The following is a 21,713-nucleotide window of genomic DNA, read 5'->3' as shown; positions in this document are numbered from 1 at the left end:
AACAATGCAAATGAAGTATTAACAATGGAAAGTGATGTAAAATTACCTCGCCGACGTGAGCAGATGAGCGAGCTCGGCCTGAAAAAAGAGGTAAGTGTATTAATTGAAGGAGACCGGATTGCAATGATTGCGCCTCTTGATGAAATAAAACAGGAATATCCGCATCTAGTAAGCGATGCCGAGGTTATTGATGCACGAGGGAAGATTGTCATGCCGGGCCTTGTTGACTGCCATACACATTTAGTGCATGGGGGGACACGTGAACATGAGCTGAATATGCGCCTTGCCGGAAAGTCCTATATGGATATTATGAATGAAGGTGGCGGAATTCACTATACGACGACAAAAACACGTGAAGCGAGTTTTGATGATTTATGCGATAAAACCGTTCAGCATCTAAACGAGTTTTTGCGTCACGGCGTTACGACGGTTGAAGCGAAATCGGGCTACGGTCTTGATCTTGAAAACGAACTTAAACAGCTTTATGTTGTGAAGAAACTGCAGGAAGAGCATGTTGTCGATATTGTCTCGACTTTTATGGGTGCACATGCTGTTCCGAAAGAGTTTAAAGGCAATGAAGATGAATTCGTGAAAATTATCATAGAGCAGATGATTCCGAAAGTGGCGGAGCTGGGACTTGCGGAGTTCAACGATGTCTTTTGTGAAAAAGGAGTGTTCACACCTGCGCAATCCCGTCTAATTTTGGAAGCAGGGAAAGCTTACGGGCTGACACCGAAAATTCATGCAGATGAAATCGAACCATATGAAGGAGCCGAACTTGCTGCAGAAGTCGGGGCCATCTCTGCAGAGCATTTACTCGTTGCTTCAGATGAAGGAATTGCTGCAATGGCAAAGACCGGTACGATTGCTGTACTCTTGCCTGGAACTGCCTTCTTCTTACGCGCACCGTATGCAAGAGGCCGCCTAATGGTAGATAGCGGTGTACCTGTAGCGATTTCAACGGACTTTAATCCGGGTTCGTCGCCAACGATCAGCTTGCCGTTCATTCAAAATTTGGCGTGCATGAACATGGGAATGACGATGGAAGAAGTACTTTGTGCAACGACAATCAATGCTGCACATGCGATAAAACGTGCCGATCAAGTCGGTACGCTCGAGAAAGGGAAACAGGCGGATGTACTGATTTTAGACGTCCCAAATTATAAACAGCTTCAATATTTCTACGGGATGAATCATACCGATACTGTAATTAAAGCAGGAAACGTCGTTGTGAAAGGTGGCAGCTTAATGTGAGCAAGTTCCTAGTAAGTCCGGCAACTTCTTGGAATCGGGTTGAATCTGAAGATTTGAAGGTAAAAGACTGGATTGTGCCAAGTTATGGGGAGCTTTCAGATAACTTTGATGTGGTCATTACAGGAGTACCGCTGTCACGTTCATCGATTAGTGCTTCAGCAGCTTCGGAATATCCAGATTTTTTCCGAAAAAGCTGGAATCTGTTTACTACGTATTCAATTGATGAAGATTTAGATGTGCGGGAATTACGGGTCGCTGATGTCGGCGATGTGAAAATGCACGGAACGAATATTTTGCAATGTCATGACAATATCGAACAGGCGATGACGGGTGTATTGAATGATTGTCCTGAAAGCTTCTATGTACAAATTGGCGGAGATCATTCGATTACTGCACCGGTTGTTAAAGCATTTGCTAGTACATCCGGTAAGCGAATCGGTATTTTGCAGTTCGATACCCATCTGGATTTACGTGATACGGAATCAGATGGCCCGACAAATGGCACACCGATCCGCCAGCTGTTGGATGCAGGGGTAGTACGAGGAGAAGATGTTTATAACATCGGGCTGCACGGATTTTACAATGCCCCGAGCCTTATTCGTACTGCAGATCATTATGGTGTAAATCGTATTACATTAAAGGATTTCCGTCGTCGTGGCGCGGAGTCTGTAATAGCGAATGTGATGGAGGAACTTTCCAAGAAAGTGGATCTTGTTTACGTGACAGTAGATATGGACGTACTTGATATTGCATACGCACCGGGAGTTCCTGCTTCTACACCGGGTGGCATGCGGACAGATGAGCTGTTCGATTTGCTGTATGAAGTAGGGAAATACGAAATTGTAAAAGGTATGGATTTCGTCTGTGTCGACCCACATCGTGATACACGTGAATTGCAGACGGTAAAAGCTGGAGTGTACGCGTTTTTAACGATGATGGTATCGAGATTTGTTCATTTGAAATGAAAAGCCGACCGAATTTCTTTTTTAGGGAATTCGGTTTTTTTATGGAGGGAACATAACAAAAACGGATTAAGAATTAAATCTGGGGGTAAAGGAGGAAAGAGATTAATAACTACAGGAGGTTGTCAAATGGCTGCTAAAAAGGAACTAGCATTACATGAACAATTGGAAGTCCATGAAGTATTAATTTTTAAAACGACATGTGTTACAAAAGGGAAGTTATTCTCACCTCTTGTTCAAGACAAGAAACTTAAGGAAATCCTTGATGAGGATCTTGAACTTTCCGTGAAGGCAATTAAAGATCTGAAAAAATTACTGAAAGATGCAAGCAACTAAGGAGGCAGAGACAATGGCAACGAAAAAATCAGAAGAAACAACTGAACAGCAACTGGACCTGGATTTGGATGTATCAATGATTGACGATATGGCGATTGCTACTGACCTGCTTATCACATCAAAAGCAGCAGTTCGAAACTTGGCGGTAGCGATTACTGAAACAGCAACACCGGCTGTTAAACGAATTTTACGCCGCGAACTGGATAACGCGATTGATACACACGACAAAATTGCACAATATATGATTAAGAATGAAATGTATCATGCCTATGATTTACAAGAGCAGATGGAGCATGATCTTGAAAAAGCAGACATTGCATTAAATGTGGCGAAAAAATAATTAAATGGGCTGTTTGAAAAGTTTAACCGCTTTTCGAATAGCCCATTTTTTATGGTTTTCTAATAACCTCAGAGATCTTCTAATATCCGCATTCAACCTTCTAATAAATCTTCCATTTTCTAATAAAGTATATGAACTTTCTAATATCAATCCCCGATTTTCGAATATAGGGCAGAAAGTTTCAAATAACACCCACGAGTTTTCTAATATACTCTAATATCTTCTAATAAAAAGCCAACTGCCATACAGGAAAATTTATGAAACTATTCCCTGACCCCATTCGTAAATAATAACAATTACTTTCATAAAGGGAGGTCTGGCATGAAACGTAAAATCCTGTTCGCATTCTTCGGAGCACTGCTCTTACATATTCTATATTTCACCGCACAGCTATTAATCGGTTTAGTTCAAACATTTTTCTACAAACCGCAATTCGCACCGGATACGGTTGAACTACAATCTGAAATTACATTCGGCTTTGTTAACCAAGGATCCCCAATATTACTGCTTGGAAGCTACATTGGGGTAGCACTTCTTATATTCGCTGTGCTCATTTTAAAAAAGAAAGGCGTGAACAGCATTGATCGAAATTAACGGAAAATATACAAACGCTAAAATTTATACGAACACACCACAGGAATTAGCAATTCAGCAAATTGATGAACTCGTTAATCAGTCGTTTATGGAAGGAACAAAAGTACGGATTATGCCCGATTATCATGCCGGAAAAGGCTGTGTAATCGGCACAACGATTCAGTTGAATGACCGTGTTGTGCCGAATCTTGTTGGCGTTGACGTAGGGTGTGGGGTTCTCGTTTCGGAAATCGGTAAAGGCACAATTGACTTTAATGAACTCGATACAACGATCCGACGTTTCGTACCAAGTGGTAATGAAATCCATGAAACTGCGCTAAAAGTGGAAGATACAGAACGTTTTGCGAATGAAAACTTCATCGCACGCGGCTTGCAAAATGAATATACAGGACGCTCGCTAGGTACATTGGGCGGCGGCAATCATTTTATCGAGCTTGCAAAAGATGAGACAGGGGTTCATTATTTATTGATTCATACGGGTTCGCGCTATGTCGGGGCAAAGGTGGCGAACTGGCACCAAAAGCGTGCATTTGAGTCGTTGCAGCGTGAAGATTTATCCGAAAAAATTGCGGAACTAAAAGAAGCCGGAAAAAGCAAAGACATTCAAAAAATGATTAAAGCATATAAGAACGAAAATCCGGTTGTGCCTAAGGATTTGGCATATTTAGAAGGCGATCTGTTCCAGGAATATATTGCCGATATGAAACTGGCTCAGCGTTTCGCGCATGAAAACCGTATTCATATTGCCAAGACAATCGCGGAACATATGAAGTGGGAATTCGCGGAGCAGTTTGATTCCGTACACAATTATATTGATACGGATGCCATGATTTTGCGTAAAGGGGCAGTGCGGGCAGCAAAGGATGAAAAGCTCGTCATTCCAATGAATATGCGAGAAGGTTCACTTATTTGTATCGGAAAAGGGAATGCAGACTGGAATGAATCCGCCCCACATGGAGCAGGCCGGATTTACTCGCGGACAGCTGCGATGAAAAACTTGTCGATGGATGATTTCAAACAGACGATGCAAGGGATTTGGACAACGTCGGTAAGTGAGGAAACGCTCGACGAAGCACCAATGGCCTATAAGCCGATGCAGGAAATTATCGAGCAAATCGGCGAAACGGTGACAATCCAAAAGCACGTGACACCGGTTTATAATTTCAAAGCGAGTGATAAATGGAAGAGATAGGACGTAATTAAGCTTTCTCTATAAATAGACTACTTCTAATAAGGACAATGTAGCCATTTGGTGCCGTAAATTATTCGGTGCCAAGTGGCTTATTCTTTTCCGCCGAGTACTGTCATCGAAAGCGTTTTTCTCAATTATTAGAATTAAGGGAATATTCTTATGCTATAATCATCTAAAGTAATAATTGCCAAAAATAGAGGTAATAGCATATGGAAAGAAGCTCATTAAATTTTCGTTTTTTTAAGTATAATACCATTCTAGCAATAATGATTTTAGTCATAAGTTTATTTTTAACCTATTTTATTATTGGAGAAATTGTAGAAGAGGAAATGGGTGAGCGGGCACTGGGGATAGCGAAAGTCGCCTCGGAACACCCAGCTATTATAGAAGGGCTGAAACAACCCCAAACAACATCGGAAATTCAAGGAATTGCGCTACAGTTCCAACAAAATGCCAATGCTGAATATGTGGTTATTGGTGATGAAAATGAAATCAGGTATGCACACCCCGTAAAGGAACGAATCGGAGAAAAAATGGTTGGTGATGATAATGACAAAGCGCTAATCGATGGAAAAGACTATGTTTCAATTGCGGAAGGGACATTAGGTAAAGCACTACGGGGTAAGGCACCTGTAAAAGACGAAAACGGGAAAATCATCGGTGTCGTTTCAGTTGGCTTTTTATTTACCGATATCTTTTCAGCAAATATTATTTATTCCAAGTATTTAATAATAGTATTTTTTATTACCATTATATTATCTATTATCCTGGCCACTTATTTCTCCAATAAAACGAAAGCACAGTTATTGGATTATGAGCCTCAGGAAATTGTAAAAATACTGTCAGAGCGAAATGCTATATTAGAATCGATTCGAGAAGGCATTATTATGGTTGACCGAAACGGTAATATTACGTTAATTAATCAATCTGCCAAGGCGATTTTACGGAGTGGGGAATCTGAGGTAGGCAGAAATATTAGTGAAGTTATTCCGAACACACATTTAATTAAAGTGATGGAATCTGGCCATGAACAATTAGATCGGATGATGACCATCAATGGTGTGAAAACGTTAGTAAACCGTGTTCCGATTATTAATAAGGGGGAAGTAACCGGTGCGGTGTCCAGTTTTAGACCGTTTGAAGAAATTGATTTAGTTGCAAATGAACTATCACAAGTAAAACAATATATCGAATCCCTTCGAGCGCAAACACATGAGTACAATAACTTTTTATATACGATTTCAGGGTTGATTCAACTGAAGGAATATGATGAAGCGCTATACTTAATTCACTCAGAGCGAATTGGGAACCATGCGCTAATATCCTTTTTAAATGAAAAAATACAAGATACGTTTATTTGTGGTCTAATCATAGGATTCTATAATAGAGCAAAAGAGTTAAAAGTTACATTATTACTGGATGAAGATAGTTTCTGTGGCAAGCTAGGTCAACATCTTGAAAAGCATTTACTCATTTCAGTCCTAGGAAATTTAGTTACGAATGCCTTTGAAGCGGTAGAGCATTTAGATGAAGAAGAACGCATTGTACGAATTTATATTTATGAAGATGAAAAAGAGGTTATTTGTGAAATTGAAGATTCAGGGAATGGTATCGATGAACAAGTAATCCACAGTATATTTGAGAAAAAGCAATCCACAAAGGGCGAAGAACACCGAGGCTATGGTTTGTATATCGTCGATGAAAACTTAAGAAAATTAAATGGTTCGATCGCAATTGAAAGAGGAGAATTAGGAGGGGCACTATTCATTTTTTCAATTCCAAAAGAGGGGTGAGTCATATGGAGAATACAATTGAAGTATTAATCGTTGAAGACGATATCCGTATTGCTCAAATACATGAAAAGTTCATTGAGCAAATTGAAGGTTTTAAGACGATAGGAATGTCCCATACAGTTGAAGAGGCAAAAATTTGGCTAGATACAATAAAACCAGACCTGATTTTGCTTGATATATACTTTGCCGATAACTTGGGGACAGAACTAATTGATTATATTAGGCAAAAAGATATGGATACCGAAATTATTTTAATTACGGCAGCAGCGGAGGTTGAAATTGTAAAGAAGGCATATGCGAGCGGGGTAATTGATTTTTTATTAAAACCATTAACACTACAGCGTTTCACTGAATGCCTTCTCAACTATAAAGAGAAAAAAACAATCTTAAACTCCACCGACCGGTTGCAGGCCGAAGATATAAAAAAACTGTGGAATAACCTTACATATACAGGTGAACTCGAAAAGGGAAACAACCCTAAAGGCATTGATTCAGTGACAAAGGAAAAAGTAGTAACTTATATTCAAAACTGTGATGAAGGGATTACTGCCGAAAAGCTAGGCAATGAAATAGGGATAAGTAGAACAACAGCGAGGCGTTATCTGGAACATCTAATGGATGAAAAGGTGATTTTTGTTGAGCATATTTATGGGTACGTTGGTAGACCGGAACGCCGATACTTCATAAAAAAATAAACAATCAAGAGTATGTCATAAAAAGACATGCTCTTTTTTATGCCGTGATGTCGTGAACAATATGAACAATATAGCCAGTATGAAAATAAAAGACAATAGTTTCGTTATATATAAAAAAGACACATTATCATTTTTAATTAAGATAACGCTTACATAACGCGTAAAACAGAAGGGGGACTATTTTATGACATTGAAAAAAAAGCTACTAACTTTATTTTCAGCAGCGGCGTTAACACTTACATTAGCAGCTTGTAGTGATAGTGAGGGGACATCATCAGGCGACAAAGATTATCCAACAAGTAACTTAACAATCGTGGCACCATCCGGAGCTGGCGGGGGATGGGATTTAACATCTCGTTCGATTGCAAAAGTTATGAATGAAACAAAATTAATCGAAAAACCAATAACAGTAGAAAATAAACCAGGTGGTGGCGGTGCCGTATTCATGGCAACATACGCAACGAAAGAAGCAAAAAATGATTATATGTTAATGGTAAAATCACCACCGATTTTAATTAATAACTTAAAGGCAGAAGGTAATAGTCCTTATGGTTATAAAGATACGACACCTTTAGCACAGCTTACGAAGGATTTTGGTGCAATTGTTGTCCGTGCTGATTCCCCATACCAAACGTTAACGGATTTATTAGATGCTGTTAAAGCAGATCCAACAGCACTTACGATGGCTGGCGGTTCAGCTCCAGGTTCTATGGATCATTTAGTTACAATTTTACCTGCATACGAGTACGGCATTGACCCTAAGGCAGTAAAATATGTTTCTTATGATGGTGGCGGTGAAGCGATGGCGGCATTATTAGGGAATAACGCCGATGCAATCGGAACAGATATTTCAACTGTAACACCTTATGTGAAGAGCGGAGACGTTCGAGTTTTAGCAGTTACAGCACCAGAAAAATTAACACTTGAAGGTCTGGAGGAAATCCCGACATTATATGATCTAGGGATTGAGGCAGAGTTTACTATTTGGCGCGGTATTTTCGGACCTAAAGATATGTCTGATACAGCTAAGGATTATTGGGTTGAAAAATTAACAGAGTTAAATGATAAAGAGGAATGGAAAGCTGAATTAGAGCGTAATGGTTGGGAACAAGACTTCCGTGTAGGCGATGATTTCACGAAATTCCTTGAAGAACAAGAAGGTACGATTACTGAAATTTTAACAGCTTTAGGTATGCAAAAATAATTAAACGATGATATGGGCATGTAATTGCCCATATCTGCTTTATAGGAGGTGTACAACGATGAATTTAAAATTTGACCGTGTTGCTAGTGTTGTATTTTTGATGCTAGGAATACTGATTATCGTCGAATCCCAAAAAATATCTGCAAGTGCGTACGGCTCTGAAATTGGGCCGAGTACATTTCCGTTTGGATTAGGAATAGCTTTAATTATATTAAGTATTTTACTATTTTTTGAAACGGTTCGTCATAAGGCGATGTATAAAAGTGTTGAAGATAAAGAAGGGGAGAAATTCTCTAATTATAAGCAATTTCTAATTATTTTTATTTCAGCGGTTGCTTATGCATTTTTACTTGAAAAACTAGGTTATTTAGTTACGACCTTTGCATTTTTATTAATTTCATTCCAAACACTTGAACGAGGAAAGTGGGTTAGCTCGATTATAGTGGCAGCTGCGTTTTCAGCAATTATTTACTTCGGCTTTGTGAACGTATTAGGCGGATCATTACCTAAATTCCCACTCTAAATAGAAAGGAGGAGCTGATATGTCAACGGTACAGTACTTATTAGACGGGTTTGCTATTGCTTTTCAGTGGCATAATATTTTATTCGCATTATTAGGTGTAATTATTGGAACGGCAGTAGGCGTATTACCGGGAATTGGACCAATGAGTGGTGTCGCATTATTAATTCCTGTTACGGCTACATTAACATCTGGTTTACCAATAGAAATGGCTGCAACTAGTTCAATCATCTTGCTAGCTGGAGTATACTACGGTGCAATGTATGGTGGATCTACAACATCTATTTTATTAAATACACCAGGTGAATCTTCTTCGGTTGTTACAACGCTGGACGGGTATCAAATGGCACGGCAAGGAAGGGCTGGAGCTGCCTTATCAATTGCGGCAATCGGTTCGTTTATCGCAGGTATTATTGCGTTAATCGGGTTGGTTCTATTAGCCCGACCATTATCAAAAGTAGCAATCAATTTTGGACCGGCAGAATATTTTTCGCTAATGCTGTTAGGTTTGGCAGCGGTAAGTGGTTTAGCGGGTAAATCAATCACGAAGGCATTAATTATGACGGTTCTCGGCCTACTTTTGGGGACAATTGGAATAGATGCCGTTTCAGGAATTGCCCGATTTACATATGACCAGCCGGTTTTATTTAGCGGCATTGAATTTTTAACAATTGCTGTAGGTTTATTTGCCTTAGGTGAAGTTTTCAAAACGATTTTTGAGAAGGATGGCAATGATGAACCGATCGCAAAAATCAATCGTATTTTACCTACAAAAAAAGATTTAAAAGATAGTGCAGCACCAATTACACGTGGCTCATTCCTTGGCTTCTTTTTAGGGGTACTGCCAGGTGCTGGGGCGACACTTGCTTCCTTCTTTGCTTATATTACAGAAAAGAAGATCAGCAAAAATCCAGAATCATTTGGTAAAGGAAACATTGCCGGGGTTGCTTCACCAGAATCCGCAAATAATGCGGCGTCGGGTGGTGCGATGATTCCGCTATTAACATTAGGAATCCCGGGATCTGGAACGACAGCTATTTTAATGGGTGCGTTCATTATGTACAATATTCAGCCAGGTCCATTATTATTTGAGGAACACCCAGATGTAGCGTGGGGATTGATCGCCAGTATGTTCCTTGGAAACTTAATGCTGCTTGTATTAAACATGCCATTAGTTCGTGTTTTCGCTAAAATTATTCAAACACCGAAAAGATATTTACTGCCTATTATTATTGCAATTTCATTTTTCGGTGTATATGCAGTTCAATATACGATCTTTGATTTATTCTTACTGTTAGGATGCGGTGTTGCAGGCTATTTCTTTGCAAAAAATGATTTCCCTGTTGCCCCACTAGTTTTAGCGCTTGTGTTAGGCCCAATGATTGAAAACAACATGCGACGTGCTTTAACAATTTCTAATGGAGAATACAGTATTTTCTTAGCAAAACCACTTTCATTAATCTTCTTGATTGTTGCGGTTTTATGGATATTAATTCCGATTCTTATGAAATTACGTGGGAAAAATGTAATTATTAATGAAGAAGGATGAGTTAAGCTACTAAATCGTGTTTAACAGAAAGTTGCCGTCCAAATTGGGGCGGCTATTTTATTTGAAATAAATAGAATATGTAGGGGGACTATGTGAGATGAAAAGTGTGCGTCAATACAAATCAGGAGCGGCAGATGTTTTAATTGTGGAAGAAGTAGAAGTACCTGCTATTCAACAGGGAGAAGTATTAATACAGGGGCTATATACGAGCGTAAATTATGCTGATATTAAAACTCGAATGGGTAATAAAGGTCAAAGTACATTTCCCATCACATTAGGCTTAGATATTGTAGGCCATGTCATCGAAAGTAAAAGTTCTGCATTTCAAAAAGGGGATTATGTTTTCGCATTCCCTAAAGGGGGATCTTATCAGCAAGTAGTGGCGGCGAAAGAAACGTTAACCTTTAAGATTCCCGAAGCGATCGATCCATTACAAGCAGCTGCTCTACCAACAGTGACTATTTTATCTGAGATTTTACTCAATCAGATTGGTGAAGTACAAAAGGAAGATACAATTGTCGTACACAGCGCGGCCGGTGGTGTGGGGACAATGCTTGTGAAGTTGGCAAAACATTATGGCGTATCAAATATCATTGGAACTGTAGGGGATTTAACTAAAAAAGATTATGTTCTGAGCATAGGTGCTGATGATGTGTTTACTTACGACAGCTTTGTAGATGGCGTTAAGCAACATACTAATGGTAAAGGGGCACAAGTAATTTTTGATTCGGTTGCTGGTGATGTTACAAAGGCAAGTCTTGAATGCTTAGCTAATTTTGGTACATTAGTTCAGTTTGGAAATAGCAGTGGAAAAGCTGGCGAAATATCAACAAGTGATGTGCATAATAGCTGCCGAAACATAAAAGGTTTCAGCTTAGGTACAACTCGTAAGGAAGCTCCAGCTCGATTAGCTCCCGTAGTTGAGCGAATCATTCCATTGTTCGAAGGCGGGCAATTAAACGTTCCGATTACTCGAGTATTCGATTTAGAGGAAGTTCAGGAGGCACATCGTTTAATTGAAAGCAGAAAGCATCAAGGGAAGGTTTTAATTCGGCTTTTATAAAATGAGCTCAATTATTATAGATCCGAACTTTATGAACAATTTTAGTCATGTATGAAATATATATGTTTTAATCGGTTGTTGATTCATTGAGTTTCCCTTTCTAAGAGGCCAAAATAAAGGCTAGAAGGGGATGAAATAGATGGCAACAACGACTGCAGTATTGCATGAACGAATAGATTTCCTTACTTTATATAAAAAAGAAACAAACAAGTCAGAGGATTGGCTGAAAGAGCGGTTGGAAGAGGCTCAGAATCCGGAATTTAATTTAACGACAGATGAACTTACGTATGGGGCGCGGGTTGCATGGCGCAACAGCAATAAATGCATCGGACGCCTGTTTTGGAATAGTTTAAACGTATTTGATGAGCGCCATTTATTAAATGAAGTTGAAATTTATGAAGCGCTAATAAACCACATTGATTTTGCGACAAACAACGGAAAAATCAGACCTGCTATTACACTGTTTGAAGCGGACCGTGTGCGCATTTGGAACCACCAGCTAATCCGTTATGCAGGCTATGAAACAGATGATGGGATTGTTGGAGATTCCGATTCACTCGAGTTTACGAAAATCTGTGAAAGCCTCGGATGGGAAGGTGCACGTACAAACTATGATGTACTGCCGCTTGTTATTCAAGTGGATGATCGTGCACCAATGTTTTTTGATCTTCCAAAAGAGCATGTGCTTGAAGTGGCGATTACCCATCCGGAATATGATTTTTCGCAATTAAATATGAAATGGTATGCAGTCCCAATTATTTCAAGTATGCGTTTTAATATTGCCGGCACCGATTTTCCGGCAGCGCCGTTTAACGGGTGGTATATGGGAACGGAAATCGGGGCGCGCAATTTAGCGGATACGTACCGCTATAATTTCCTGCCGAAAGTAGCCGAAGCAATGGGACTGGACACTTCGGTGAATGCGTCTCTTTGGAAGGACCGTGCACTTGTTGAACTGAATGTTGCGGTTCTTCATTCCTATAAAAAAGCGGGTGTAAGTATTGTCGACCATCATACCGCTGCCCAGCAGTTTCAGCTGTTTCAAAAGCAGGAACATGCAAGCAACCGTGATGTAACGGGAAACTGGGTATGGCTTGTGCCGCCATTATCTCCTGCAACAACTGATCTGTATCATGAACCAATTGCCAACACGATCAAGAAACCAAACTATTTATATCAGCAACAGCCATATTAAAAATAGGTATGCAGGAAGCGAAAGCCTCTGCACACCTATTTCTTTATCTTTTATTTAACATAATTTGAATCAATTCATCACGATCGATTAAATAAACGTCATTGATGTCGGCAAGTTTTTCCGCTTGGCGGGTAAAATGACTGTTTGTGACAACCCATGCTTCTGTTGCCTCATACATCTTCACTGCGCCGATAATTTCCTGTACCGCTTTTACACCGACCGTACCGGAATAGCGTTTTGCCTGGACTGCAATAATATCTTTTCCGTCCTTTAAAATTAGGTCGGCACCGTAGTCACCGCTCGTTGCGGTATAGCTCACTTTAAAACCGCGTCGTTTAAATAACTCGCCTAAAAACCTCTCGAAATCCTCACCGGTCATTTTATCGACTTCGCGAATGCCGGACTTTCGTAACTTCCTCGTCTTCAGCGATCTTAGCCAAATTTTAAACGCGATATATAGTACGAAATAAGCGACAATTCCAATACCGATGCCTTCAGCTGTTCGCGTTACATAAAAACCAGCAGCACCGGCCGATGCGATGAAAAACAGCGGGATGACCGGCAGGCGTTTTTTATTTCGTCTTCTCTTTTTACGCAATAGTTCTGTACTCCTTTTATTTACTAACGCTATTATATCATAAAAGGGTACATACGTTTGGTTATATCGTACGATTGTTTGAGCTCATAAAGGAAGCGAAAAATAACAGAACAGAAATTATAATAAACAGCACAATCGGAATTGACCAGCTGTCAGTTAAATCATGAACATAACCAAACAGAACCGGTCCGATTGCGGCAACGAAATAACCGATTGACTGTGCGAAGCCGGAAAGTTCAGCCGCATCATACGCTGTCTTTGTACGCAATGAAAACAGCATCAGCACTAAACCAAACGAAGCCCCGCCTGCAAAACCTAATAAGATCATCCATACGACGGCTAGGCTTGTCCATTCCATCAACACACCAGTAAAACCGACTAAGTAACATATCGTAAAGAAAACGACGATTGGCCGTTGTGAAGCGATTTTACCGGCGATAATCGGAATAATAAATGTCATCGGAATTTGCGAAAACTGCATAACGGACACCATCCAACCGGAAGCTGTAGCATCAAGGCCTTGGCTAATAAAAATCTCCGGTATCCACGCAGACGAGCAGTAAAATATAAATGATTGAAAGCCCATTGCTCCAGCGACTGCCCAGGCAAGCGGGGATTTCCACATCTGCGTTTTCTTTGTTTGCGAAGAGGGCATATTTAATTCGACCTTTTCCTGACGCAAAATCGGCAGCCAAATTAGCATTGTAAGAATACCTAAAATAATCGTAATACCAGCTGCGATTTGCCAGCCTGCACTTGCAGCAATAGGATAACTGAAGCCTGCAGCAAGTCCTGAAGAAATGTTCATCGATACGGAATAAATCCCTGTTAATAAGCCGATATGTAATGGGAATTTCCATTTAAAAAAACTAGGGATAAGGACATTACCAAATGCAATGGCGACCCCGATTAATATTGTTCCTAAAACGAGTAAGGATGTTGCCCCAAGTGAACGCAATACGATCCCTACACATAGCAGAATGACGGAATAAAATAATGTCCATTCCATCCCAAACTTACGCGCAATTCGTGGTGCAAATGGTGAAACGACCGCAAAGGCAATTAAAGGGATAGTCGTTAAGAAGCCTGCAAGAAAGTTCGATATCCCAAGGTCGTCACGAATAAATGAAATAATTGGACCGATTAATGTAATCGGTGTACGTAATGTTGTCGCAAATAAAAATACGGCAACCATAAAATAGATGAGTGTTCGGTTGGATAGTATTTTTTTGCTATTTTGATTTAATTGTTCTGTGTCCATATTAATTCTCCTTTTGACTAGTAATATAGTTTTGAGTAGTGTGAATACTCTTAAAAAACAGAATAAAGGTGAAGCCATTGCTATCAAAAAAATGTTATGTTAGACTTTTAATCAATTAAATAAAACATTACCTCATGTAGATGTATGAGGTAGAGGTCGCAATCATTAAGACTAGTATAGCTGAGATTAAGAAGAATCGGTGAAGCTTTATGAAAGGAATGGTTGCCGAAGTGTTATTTTTCTTCTTGAAAATAATGCTGGGGCTGTTTTCGATAAGGAACAGAACTGTCACATGTGTGAGCATGTGTTGAGCTATCTTTCAAGTTTGATGAGGTGTAAATATAACCATCACAAAAACTTGTGGTGGTTTTTCTTTTTACGAATTTATGCGAGAGTGGCTAAAAAGTTGCGGGGAGTGGCTAAAGAATACAAGAATTTGGCTAAAAAACATATAAATTTGGCTAAAAAACCACCTCAATTGGCTAAAAATTTAAAGCAGCTAATGAAAAGCCGCACTTATTGCAACAGTATTGGCTAAAACAAGGGAGTTTTATATTCATGAGTGAGATTAAAATAGATCAGCTCGGCAACAACAACGAGCTGAAAAGAGGATTGAAAAGTCGCCATGTAACGATGATTTCACTTGGCGGAACAATCGGTACAGGTTTATTCTTAGCATCAGGTGGTGCGATTGCACAGGCAGGTCCTGGCGGGGCATTGCTCGCATATGCACTGATCGGCGTTATGGTGTATTTCTTAATGACATCATTAGGGGAGATGGCTGCCTATATGCCAACTTCTGGTTCGTTTAGTACGTATGCAACAAAATTTGTGGATCCGGCATTAGGCTTTGCGCTTGGCTGGAACTATTGGTACAACTGGGCAATTACAATTGCAGCAGAAATTGCGGCTGTTTCGTTAATTATGAAATACTGGTTCCCGGAAAGTTCTTCAATTTTATGGACAATTTTATTTATCGTAGTTGTTTTATCATTTAACTTAGCTTCTGTAAAAGCTTTCGGTGAAGCGGAATACTGGTTTGCGATGATTAAAGTCGCGACAGTCATTGTCTTCATCATTGTGAGCTTCCTAATGATTTTCGGAATTTTAGGCGGGAACGATCCGGTCGGCTTCACAAACTTCGTTAAAGACGACGCACCATTTAATGGCGGTTTCCTGGCATTATTCGGTATTTTCCTTGCAGCCGGTTTCTCATTCCAAGGTACGGAAATGCTTGGGGTTACGGCAGGAGAAACAGATGACCCGGGCAAAAACATTCCAAAAGCTGTACGTTCAGTATTCTGGCGTATTTTACTGTTCTACATTTTCGCAATCGGTGCAATTGGATTGCTTATCCCGTATACGGATTCACGTCTTTTATCAGAAGATATTGCGACAAGTCCATTTACATTAGTATTTGAAAACTTAGGTGTGGCGTTTGCGGCCTCTGTTATGAACGCGATCATTTTAACGGCGATGTTATCTGCAGGGAACTCAGGGTTATATGCAGCAAGCCGTATGCTTTATCAGTTAGCGGTAGAAGGAAAAGCACCGAAACTATTCATGAAAGTAACTTCACGCGGTATTCCAATGTATGCACTGTTAGCGACATTAGCAGTCGGTTCATTAGCATTCCTGGCATCGTTTTTCGGTGACGGTGTAGTATACATTTGGTTATTAAATGCTTCCGGTATGTCCGGCTTCATAGCCTGGCTGGGGATTGCAATCAGTCATTACCGATTCCGTCGTGCCTATGTTGCACAAGGACATTCATTGAGTGATTTACCATATGTATCGAAATTCTTCCCATTCGGTCCGCTATTTGCGTTTGCCCTATGTATGATTGTCGTGCTAGGTCAAAACTATATGGCTTTCATGGGCGGAACAATTGACTGGTACGGTGTTGTCGTTTCATATATAGGCTTACCACTGTTTGCCGCTTTATGGTTTGGCTATAAATTTAAACACAAAACGAAAATCGTTCCTTTAGAGGACTGCGATTTATCGAATAAATAATTTCTGGAACGTAATGTGAGCTTTGAGGCTTTACATTGCGTTTTTTTGTTTATGAGGATTATTTGTCCTGAATTGAGGAATAAGTGAGAGTGATTGAGGATTATGCTAGACTGTTTGAGGATAATTTGTACAAAAGTGAGGAATAATTTCCTCGAGTATGATGGCTGCAAGAGTGGTATTATAGAAGAAACAAAAATTGAGTAACACTGAAGAATAAGGAAGTGAAAACATGCCTATTTCAAAAGGTTTCTATAAAAAAGTATATCCGTGGTTAATAGCGGAAAATAGCGAAGATGTGTTGTATCGACCGTTTCTTACAAAGGGGAACCCGTACAAATCTCGTATTTTCCTAGTAAGTTCGCATGCGGTGCCGTTATTTAAAGTGGAGGACCGAAGCGAGCAGATTTTTGCGGAGTCATTAGTGAACAGAGAGCTTTTCCACGACCTTTACTTAAGTGAAATTAAAGGGGCGCCTCGGGAATTTAAAGGCTCGTTACAGTTTGAAAACTGGCTGGAAAACCAGCATCATGAACAGCTCATTTATACATCGTTAAATACGTATCAGATGGAATCAACGGATATAGCGAAAGTAACTAAAAAAGAGGATACAGCTAATTTTGAGCGAGGAAATCTCATTTTTAAAGAAGTGGTAGAAGAGTTTCAGCCGGAAATTATTATTTTGCAGGGGACTGCCGCATATGAGCAATTTAAAGCGCGGTATGCTGATCGGTTAGCTATTTTTAATGAAGATGTGACAAAGGTCCAATTACTGGAACAGACCGGCCCATTCGCGGAGATGGTTTATGAAGATGGTAAAAAAGTGTCAATTTTCGTTACCCGCAGCATGAGCTACTTTGGCGCGGACGGTTCGAAGTTCGAACAATTTAAAGAGAATTTAGCTAAAATATTAGAAAATAATGCCTAAAACCGAACATTATCCCACATATAATTTACTTTTTAACCAAATTTCCGAAAAATAAGAATAATTTTTTTATTTAAATGTTATTGCAAACTATCATTTCCATGATTATAATTGGAACATTCATATTGTTAAATTAAATATTCGCCACTCATATAATAGCAAGGATAAGGCTTGCAAGTTTCTACCGGTTTACCGTAAATAAACCGACTATGAGTGAAGCATGCTTAATGAATGTATTTGTCCAATTATTATAGATTTGCACAAAACATTTGTTATTACTTTTGAACTTACTCGGAAGTCTTGCTCCACTCATTGTAGGGAGCTTGCCTTTCGAGTTTTTTGTTTACATTCAAATGGGAAGGAGCTTTTATCATGAAGCTTTTAAAGGAAAAAATAGAAAAAGAGGGCCAAGTGCTTTCAGATACAGTATTAAAGGTAGATTCGTTTTTAAATCATCAGATTGACCCGTTGTTAATGAAAGAAATCGGCGACGAATTTGCGAGACGTTACTCGGACCAAATCATTACAAAAGTATTGACGATCGAATCATCCGGTATTGCACCTTCAACATTTTTAGGATTAACACTAGGTGCACCTGTTGTCTTTGCACGCAAACGCAAATCACTGACATTAACGGACAACCTGTATACATCAAAAGTACATTCATTCACGAAAAACGAGACAAACGAAATTTCGGTATCAAATAAGTTTATTACGGCAGATGATAATGTCGTAATTATTGATGACTTTTTAGCAAATGGCGAAGCATTAAAAGGCTTAATCGACATTGCCAACCAGGCCGGTGCAACAATTGTCGGTGCCGGTATCGTAATTGAAAAAGGCTTCCAAGAGGGCGGGAAAATTTTACGCGAGCAAGGAATGCGCATCGAATCATTGGCAAATATTAAATCATTGGCAAACGGCAAAGTAGAATTTTACGATTAATTTAGCAACTCACATTTTTAAAAGGTAATAAGTTTAGACGATGTAAATTGACTCAGCAAGAGTACACATATATTGGAGGAAAACTTTTTATGAATAACACGAAAGCAACAATGCTTGGGATTCAGCATTTGTTGGCAATGTATGCAGGAGCCATTTTAGTACCGTTAATTATCGGTGGGGCATTAGGATTCAGTTCAGCACAAATGACGTATTTAGTAGCGATCGACATTTTCATGTGTGGGGTAGCAACACTGTTCCAAGTATGGAAAGGGAAAGTAGTCGGCATTGGTTTACCGGTTGTATTAGGCTGTACGTTTACAGCGGTAAGTCCGATTATCGCAATCGGTTCTGGCGGCGGCTTAGGTGATGTTTACGGCGCGATTATCGCATCGGGTATTATCATCGTGTTAATCGGTGGTCTTTTCGGGAAATTAATTAAATTCTTCCCGCCTGTTGTAACAGGTTCGGTTGTAACGATTATCGGGATCAGCTTAATTCCAGTTGCTATTAACAATATGGCTGGCGGACAAGGGGCAGCAGACTTTGCATCAGGTTCAAATGTGGCATTAGCGTTTATTACATTATTAGTTATTTTAGTAATTTATCGCTTCACAGTTGGCTTCGTTCGTGCGATTGCAATTTTACTAGGTATGGTGTCAGGTACAGTAATCGGTATATTCATGGGCAAAGTGGATTTTGCCCCAGTTGTTGAAGCGTCTTGGCTGCACATTATGCAACCATTCTACTTAGCAACACCGACATTCAATGCTTCTGCTATTTTAACGATGACATTGGTGGCAATGGTATCACTAGTTGAATCAACAGGTGTTTACTATGCATTAAGTGATATTACAAAAAAAGATTTAACTTCAAAAGATTTATCTAAAGGGTACCGTGCAGAAGGGTTGGCATCGATTATCGGTGGTATTTTCAACGCCTTCCCTTACACAACATTCTCACAAAACGTAGGACTGATCCAAATGTCAGGCGTACGCGACCGCAAAGTAATCTTCATTACAGGCGGTATGCTAGTAGCACTTGGATTCCTGCCAAAATTAGCAGCATTAACTACGATTATCCCAACACCAGTACTTGGTGCAGCGATGCTTGCAATGTTCGGTATGGTTATTACACAAGGTGTCAGAATGCTAGCACCAGAAATCGCAAAATCAATGGAAAACGCAATGGTCGCAGCACTAGGCGTCGGTCTAGGAATCGGCGTTGCCACAGTACCAGGCATTTTCGAAAACCTTCCGTCATGGATGTCGATTTTGACTTCGAATGGGATTGTAGCTGGGTCTGTAACGGCGATTTTCCTGAATGTGTTGTTTAATATGATTGGGACGAAGCGTGTTGATCCGATGCATGTTGGGGAAATAAATTAAATAAATGGTTCTAATGATTACCCCACATTCTCGTTAGAATTAGAACGTTGTCGCCTATTTTGACTATTAATTTAGTTGAGGTGGGTGATTTTTTTTGCGTAGAAAAGTTTATAAACGTGATTTTGAAGAGGAAGCAGAGGTACAACAATTTACTTATGACCATTCGTATCAGTTTTTTTGAATGGTAAAAAAGCTCTAAATGTACGTAAGCCAACAATGATAGCTTATGAAGAACACTATCGATTTTCTGTAAATGGTTATCTTAATGCAAGAATTCGGTTTTTAAAGACTTTCTACTCGTTTTTAGAAAATGAAAATCTTATTAAAAATAATGTGATGGAAGGAATTAAATTTCTTTGTAGATGCTTATAAAGCTGAATTGATAACTGACGAAGAGATAAAAAAATTACTAAATGGACAAAACTACACCTATAATGGCGAGATAAGGGTACTTCTAAGAGAAGCCTTAAACATGTCTTCTCTTGTTTAAAGCTTCTTATTATAACTATATCTCTACAGTGTGAATAATCTTATAAAATTTAATAGGTTTAGTAATACTATAACTACCTGGAGTTTTTATTGGTGGTGGGGTTTCTTTAGAACATGAATTGGTTAGAGTCACTCCCGCCCCGTTGATTTTCTCCATTTTATCTACAAAGAAATTTGTACATAAATGATTACTATTTGAATTTAGCTTATTAAATGTAAAGTTAGGAGCATAAAAAATATTGCTATGAATTTTTAATTTTTGGATTTTTGTTTCTCTCTTAATATCTGAAACGATATATATATTCATTTTAGCAGTATTTGTTGCTTTTAGAGAATCTAATTTATCAAATATACTGTCTTTCTTAGTATCACATATCACAATATCTACTTGTGCATCATTTATGTTATCTATAATTGTATTATATTTATCATCTTTATTATTGTTGCCGCTCTCTTGAATATCATTAACATACCATACCGAATTATTCTCAAATTTGTGAGTGCCTAACTTTAAATGTGATTTACTAATTTCTGGATTAGAACAACCTTTTCGATAATTTTCGTAGTTATTTTGTAATAATTCTAATTTATTCTTATCATGTGCTGCTAATTTTAAATCACGTTGGCATTCGGGTTTGTTTTTAGTATTACCTTTACAATTTTCACTAAGATCAAAGCCATTAATAGTCCAATTATTATTTTTAAGATCAGGAATAGAAGCTTCAGAATCAAATTGATAAATAGGTAATACCCACCAATTTTCTGGTGAGTCATTAATGGGAATAGATTTACTAGAATTATCGGTAATCTCCCCCGATTCATCTAATACACCTGATTTAATTTGAGGCATATATTCTAATTCAATCTCTTGTTTAATTGTACGAGTTTTTCCGCTAATATTCCCAGTAGATTTGATAATCACACTAAGTTTTTGCCCGGGATCGGGGGAAAAGTCTTTACAAGGTATTTCAGAAGTGGAACCTTGTTTACAAGTGAATACGAAGTTTGCTTCACTATTCGGTGTTTTAAAACTATCGTAAGTTAATTCAGATTCAGTCGTAATATGATTTTTCAATTTGCTGACAAAAGAATTTAAAAATAATCCGTTAAAATAACTGGGATTGAAACAATTAGCATCATTTGAATCTGTAATGCATCGGGCTACTGCTGGAATTGTAAATTGTTCGGCAAAATCAACAAACTCCATAATTTTTACTGTTTGAACGTTTAATCCACCTTCTGCAATATAGTATACTGACTGATCAACTTTTTCATTTTTTGAAGTTAGTAAAGAATTAGCGTTTATTGTAAGCAAGCCCAGTCCAATAACTGAAATTAGAACTATTGCAAATACAACAATTATCATTGTATACCCATGTTCTTGACGAATATTTTTCATA

The 21,713-nt window shown here is 38.9% G+C and carries 20 protein-coding genes and 2 riboswitches; of the genes, 17 read left to right on the top strand and 3 right to left on the bottom strand.

Annotated features, from left to right (window positions below):
* Window positions 1–24: 24 nt before the first annotated feature.
* From hutI to B5473_RS04745, 13 genes are all read left to right on the top strand, one after another.
* Window positions 25–1,254 (top strand): imidazolonepropionase, encoded by a 1,230-nt coding sequence (gene hutI / locus B5473_RS04805; protein WP_217699910.1) that lies wholly within the window; start codon window positions 25–27, stop codon window positions 1,252–1,254.
* A complete protein-coding gene (locus B5473_RS04800) occupies window positions 1,251–2,219 on the top strand; it encodes an agmatinase family protein (RefSeq protein WP_079523928.1) in 969 nt (322 codons plus the stop codon). The genes hutI and B5473_RS04800 overlap by 4 nt, the downstream gene beginning before the upstream one ends.
* 126 nt (window positions 2,220–2,345) lie before the next feature.
* Window positions 2,346–2,552: a spore coat protein gene (locus B5473_RS04795; RefSeq protein WP_079523927.1), complete on the top strand. Its 207-nt coding sequence runs from the start codon at window positions 2,346–2,348 to the stop codon at window positions 2,550–2,552.
* A 13-nt stretch (window positions 2,553–2,565) separates the two neighbouring features.
* Window positions 2,566–2,892, top strand: a complete 327-nt coding sequence (locus B5473_RS04790; protein WP_079523926.1) for a spore coat protein — start codon at window positions 2,566–2,568, stop codon at window positions 2,890–2,892.
* A gap of 321 nt (window positions 2,893–3,213) precedes the next feature.
* Window positions 3,214–3,486: a hypothetical protein gene (locus tag B5473_RS04785; RefSeq protein ID WP_079523925.1), complete on the top strand. Its 273-nt coding sequence runs from the start codon at window positions 3,214–3,216 to the stop codon at window positions 3,484–3,486.
* On the top strand, window positions 3,473–4,678 hold the full coding sequence (locus tag B5473_RS04780) for an RtcB family protein (protein WP_079523924.1): 1,206 nt from the start codon (window positions 3,473–3,475) through the stop codon (window positions 4,676–4,678). The genes B5473_RS04785 and B5473_RS04780 overlap by 14 nt, the downstream gene beginning before the upstream one ends.
* A gap of 266 nt (window positions 4,679–4,944) precedes the next feature.
* The gene (locus tag B5473_RS04775; RefSeq protein WP_254865242.1) at window positions 4,945–6,471 is read left to right on the top strand and encodes an ATP-binding protein; all 1,527 of its coding nucleotides are present in this window, start codon (window positions 4,945–4,947) and stop codon (window positions 6,469–6,471) included.
* 5 nt (window positions 6,472–6,476) lie between these two features.
* Window positions 6,477–7,166, top strand: coding sequence for a response regulator (locus B5473_RS04770; RefSeq protein ID WP_079523922.1), 690 nt, complete (start codon window positions 6,477–6,479; stop codon window positions 7,164–7,166).
* Window positions 7,167–7,350: 184 nt separating this feature from the next.
* A complete protein-coding gene (locus B5473_RS04765) occupies window positions 7,351–8,370 on the top strand; it encodes a Bug family tripartite tricarboxylate transporter substrate binding protein (RefSeq protein ID WP_079523921.1) in 1,020 nt (339 codons plus the stop codon).
* Between the two features lie 58 nt (window positions 8,371–8,428).
* Window positions 8,429–8,893 carry a tripartite tricarboxylate transporter TctB family protein gene (locus B5473_RS04760; protein ID WP_079523920.1) on the top strand — a complete coding sequence of 155 codons (465 nt, stop codon included), beginning with the start codon at window positions 8,429–8,431 and terminating at the stop codon, window positions 8,891–8,893.
* A gap of 19 nt (window positions 8,894–8,912) precedes the next feature.
* Window positions 8,913–10,439 carry a tripartite tricarboxylate transporter permease gene (locus B5473_RS04755; RefSeq protein WP_079523919.1) on the top strand — a complete coding sequence of 509 codons (1,527 nt, stop codon included), beginning with the start codon at window positions 8,913–8,915 and terminating at the stop codon, window positions 10,437–10,439.
* A gap of 97 nt (window positions 10,440–10,536) precedes the next feature.
* Window positions 10,537–11,502, top strand: coding sequence for a quinone oxidoreductase family protein (locus B5473_RS04750; protein ID WP_079523918.1), 966 nt, complete (start codon window positions 10,537–10,539; stop codon window positions 11,500–11,502).
* A gap of 139 nt (window positions 11,503–11,641) precedes the next feature.
* The gene (locus tag B5473_RS04745) at window positions 11,642–12,697 is read left to right on the top strand and encodes a nitric oxide synthase oxygenase (protein WP_079523917.1); all 1,056 of its coding nucleotides are present in this window, start codon (window positions 11,642–11,644) and stop codon (window positions 12,695–12,697) included.
* Between the two features lie 43 nt (window positions 12,698–12,740).
* On the opposite strand, the gene B5473_RS04740 is transcribed toward B5473_RS04745, so the two are convergent.
* Together B5473_RS04740 and B5473_RS04735 are read right to left on the bottom strand one after the other, a co-directional pair.
* Window positions 12,741–13,295 carry a restriction endonuclease gene (locus tag B5473_RS04740; RefSeq protein WP_079523916.1) on the bottom strand — a complete coding sequence of 185 codons (555 nt, stop codon included), beginning with the start codon at window positions 13,293–13,295 and terminating at the stop codon, window positions 12,741–12,743.
* 61 nt (window positions 13,296–13,356) lie between these two features.
* Window positions 13,357–14,556, bottom strand: coding sequence for a CynX/NimT family MFS transporter (locus B5473_RS04735; protein ID WP_079523915.1), 1,200 nt, complete (start codon window positions 14,554–14,556; stop codon window positions 13,357–13,359).
* Between the two features lie 142 nt (window positions 14,557–14,698).
* A riboswitch (Lysine riboswitch) is annotated at window positions 14,699–14,879 on the top strand.
* A 235-nt stretch (window positions 14,880–15,114) separates the two neighbouring features.
* Between B5473_RS04735 and B5473_RS04725 the strand changes: the two genes are divergently transcribed.
* From B5473_RS04725 to B5473_RS04710, 4 genes are all read left to right on the top strand, one after another.
* Window positions 15,115–16,572, top strand: coding sequence for an amino acid permease (locus B5473_RS04725; RefSeq protein ID WP_079523913.1), 1,458 nt, complete (start codon window positions 15,115–15,117; stop codon window positions 16,570–16,572).
* A 229-nt stretch (window positions 16,573–16,801) separates the two neighbouring features.
* Window positions 16,802–17,497, top strand: coding sequence for an RNA 2'-phosphotransferase (locus B5473_RS04720; RefSeq protein ID WP_079523912.1), 696 nt, complete (start codon window positions 16,802–16,804; stop codon window positions 17,495–17,497).
* 125 nt (window positions 17,498–17,622) lie between these two features.
* Window positions 17,623–17,724, top strand: a riboswitch (purine riboswitch).
* Window positions 17,725–17,866: 142 nt separating this feature from the next.
* A complete protein-coding gene (locus tag B5473_RS04715) occupies window positions 17,867–18,439 on the top strand; it encodes a xanthine phosphoribosyltransferase (protein WP_079523911.1) in 573 nt (190 codons plus the stop codon).
* A gap of 89 nt (window positions 18,440–18,528) precedes the next feature.
* Window positions 18,529–19,824, top strand: a complete 1,296-nt coding sequence (locus B5473_RS04710) for a nucleobase:cation symporter-2 family protein (RefSeq protein ID WP_079523910.1) — start codon at window positions 18,529–18,531, stop codon at window positions 19,822–19,824.
* A 505-nt stretch (window positions 19,825–20,329) separates the two neighbouring features.
* On the opposite strand, the gene B5473_RS04705 is transcribed toward B5473_RS04710, so the two are convergent.
* The gene (locus B5473_RS04705) at window positions 20,330–21,712 is read right to left on the bottom strand and encodes a hypothetical protein (protein WP_079523909.1); all 1,383 of its coding nucleotides are present in this window, start codon (window positions 21,710–21,712) and stop codon (window positions 20,330–20,332) included.
* Window position 21,713 lies beyond the last annotated feature (1 nt).

It is taken from the genome of Solibacillus isronensis (genome assembly GCF_900168685.1).
Taxonomy (GTDB): Bacteria; Bacillota; Bacilli; order Bacillales_A; family Planococcaceae; genus Solibacillus; species Solibacillus isronensis_A.
This window is presented reverse-complemented; position numbering and strand designations above follow the sequence as displayed.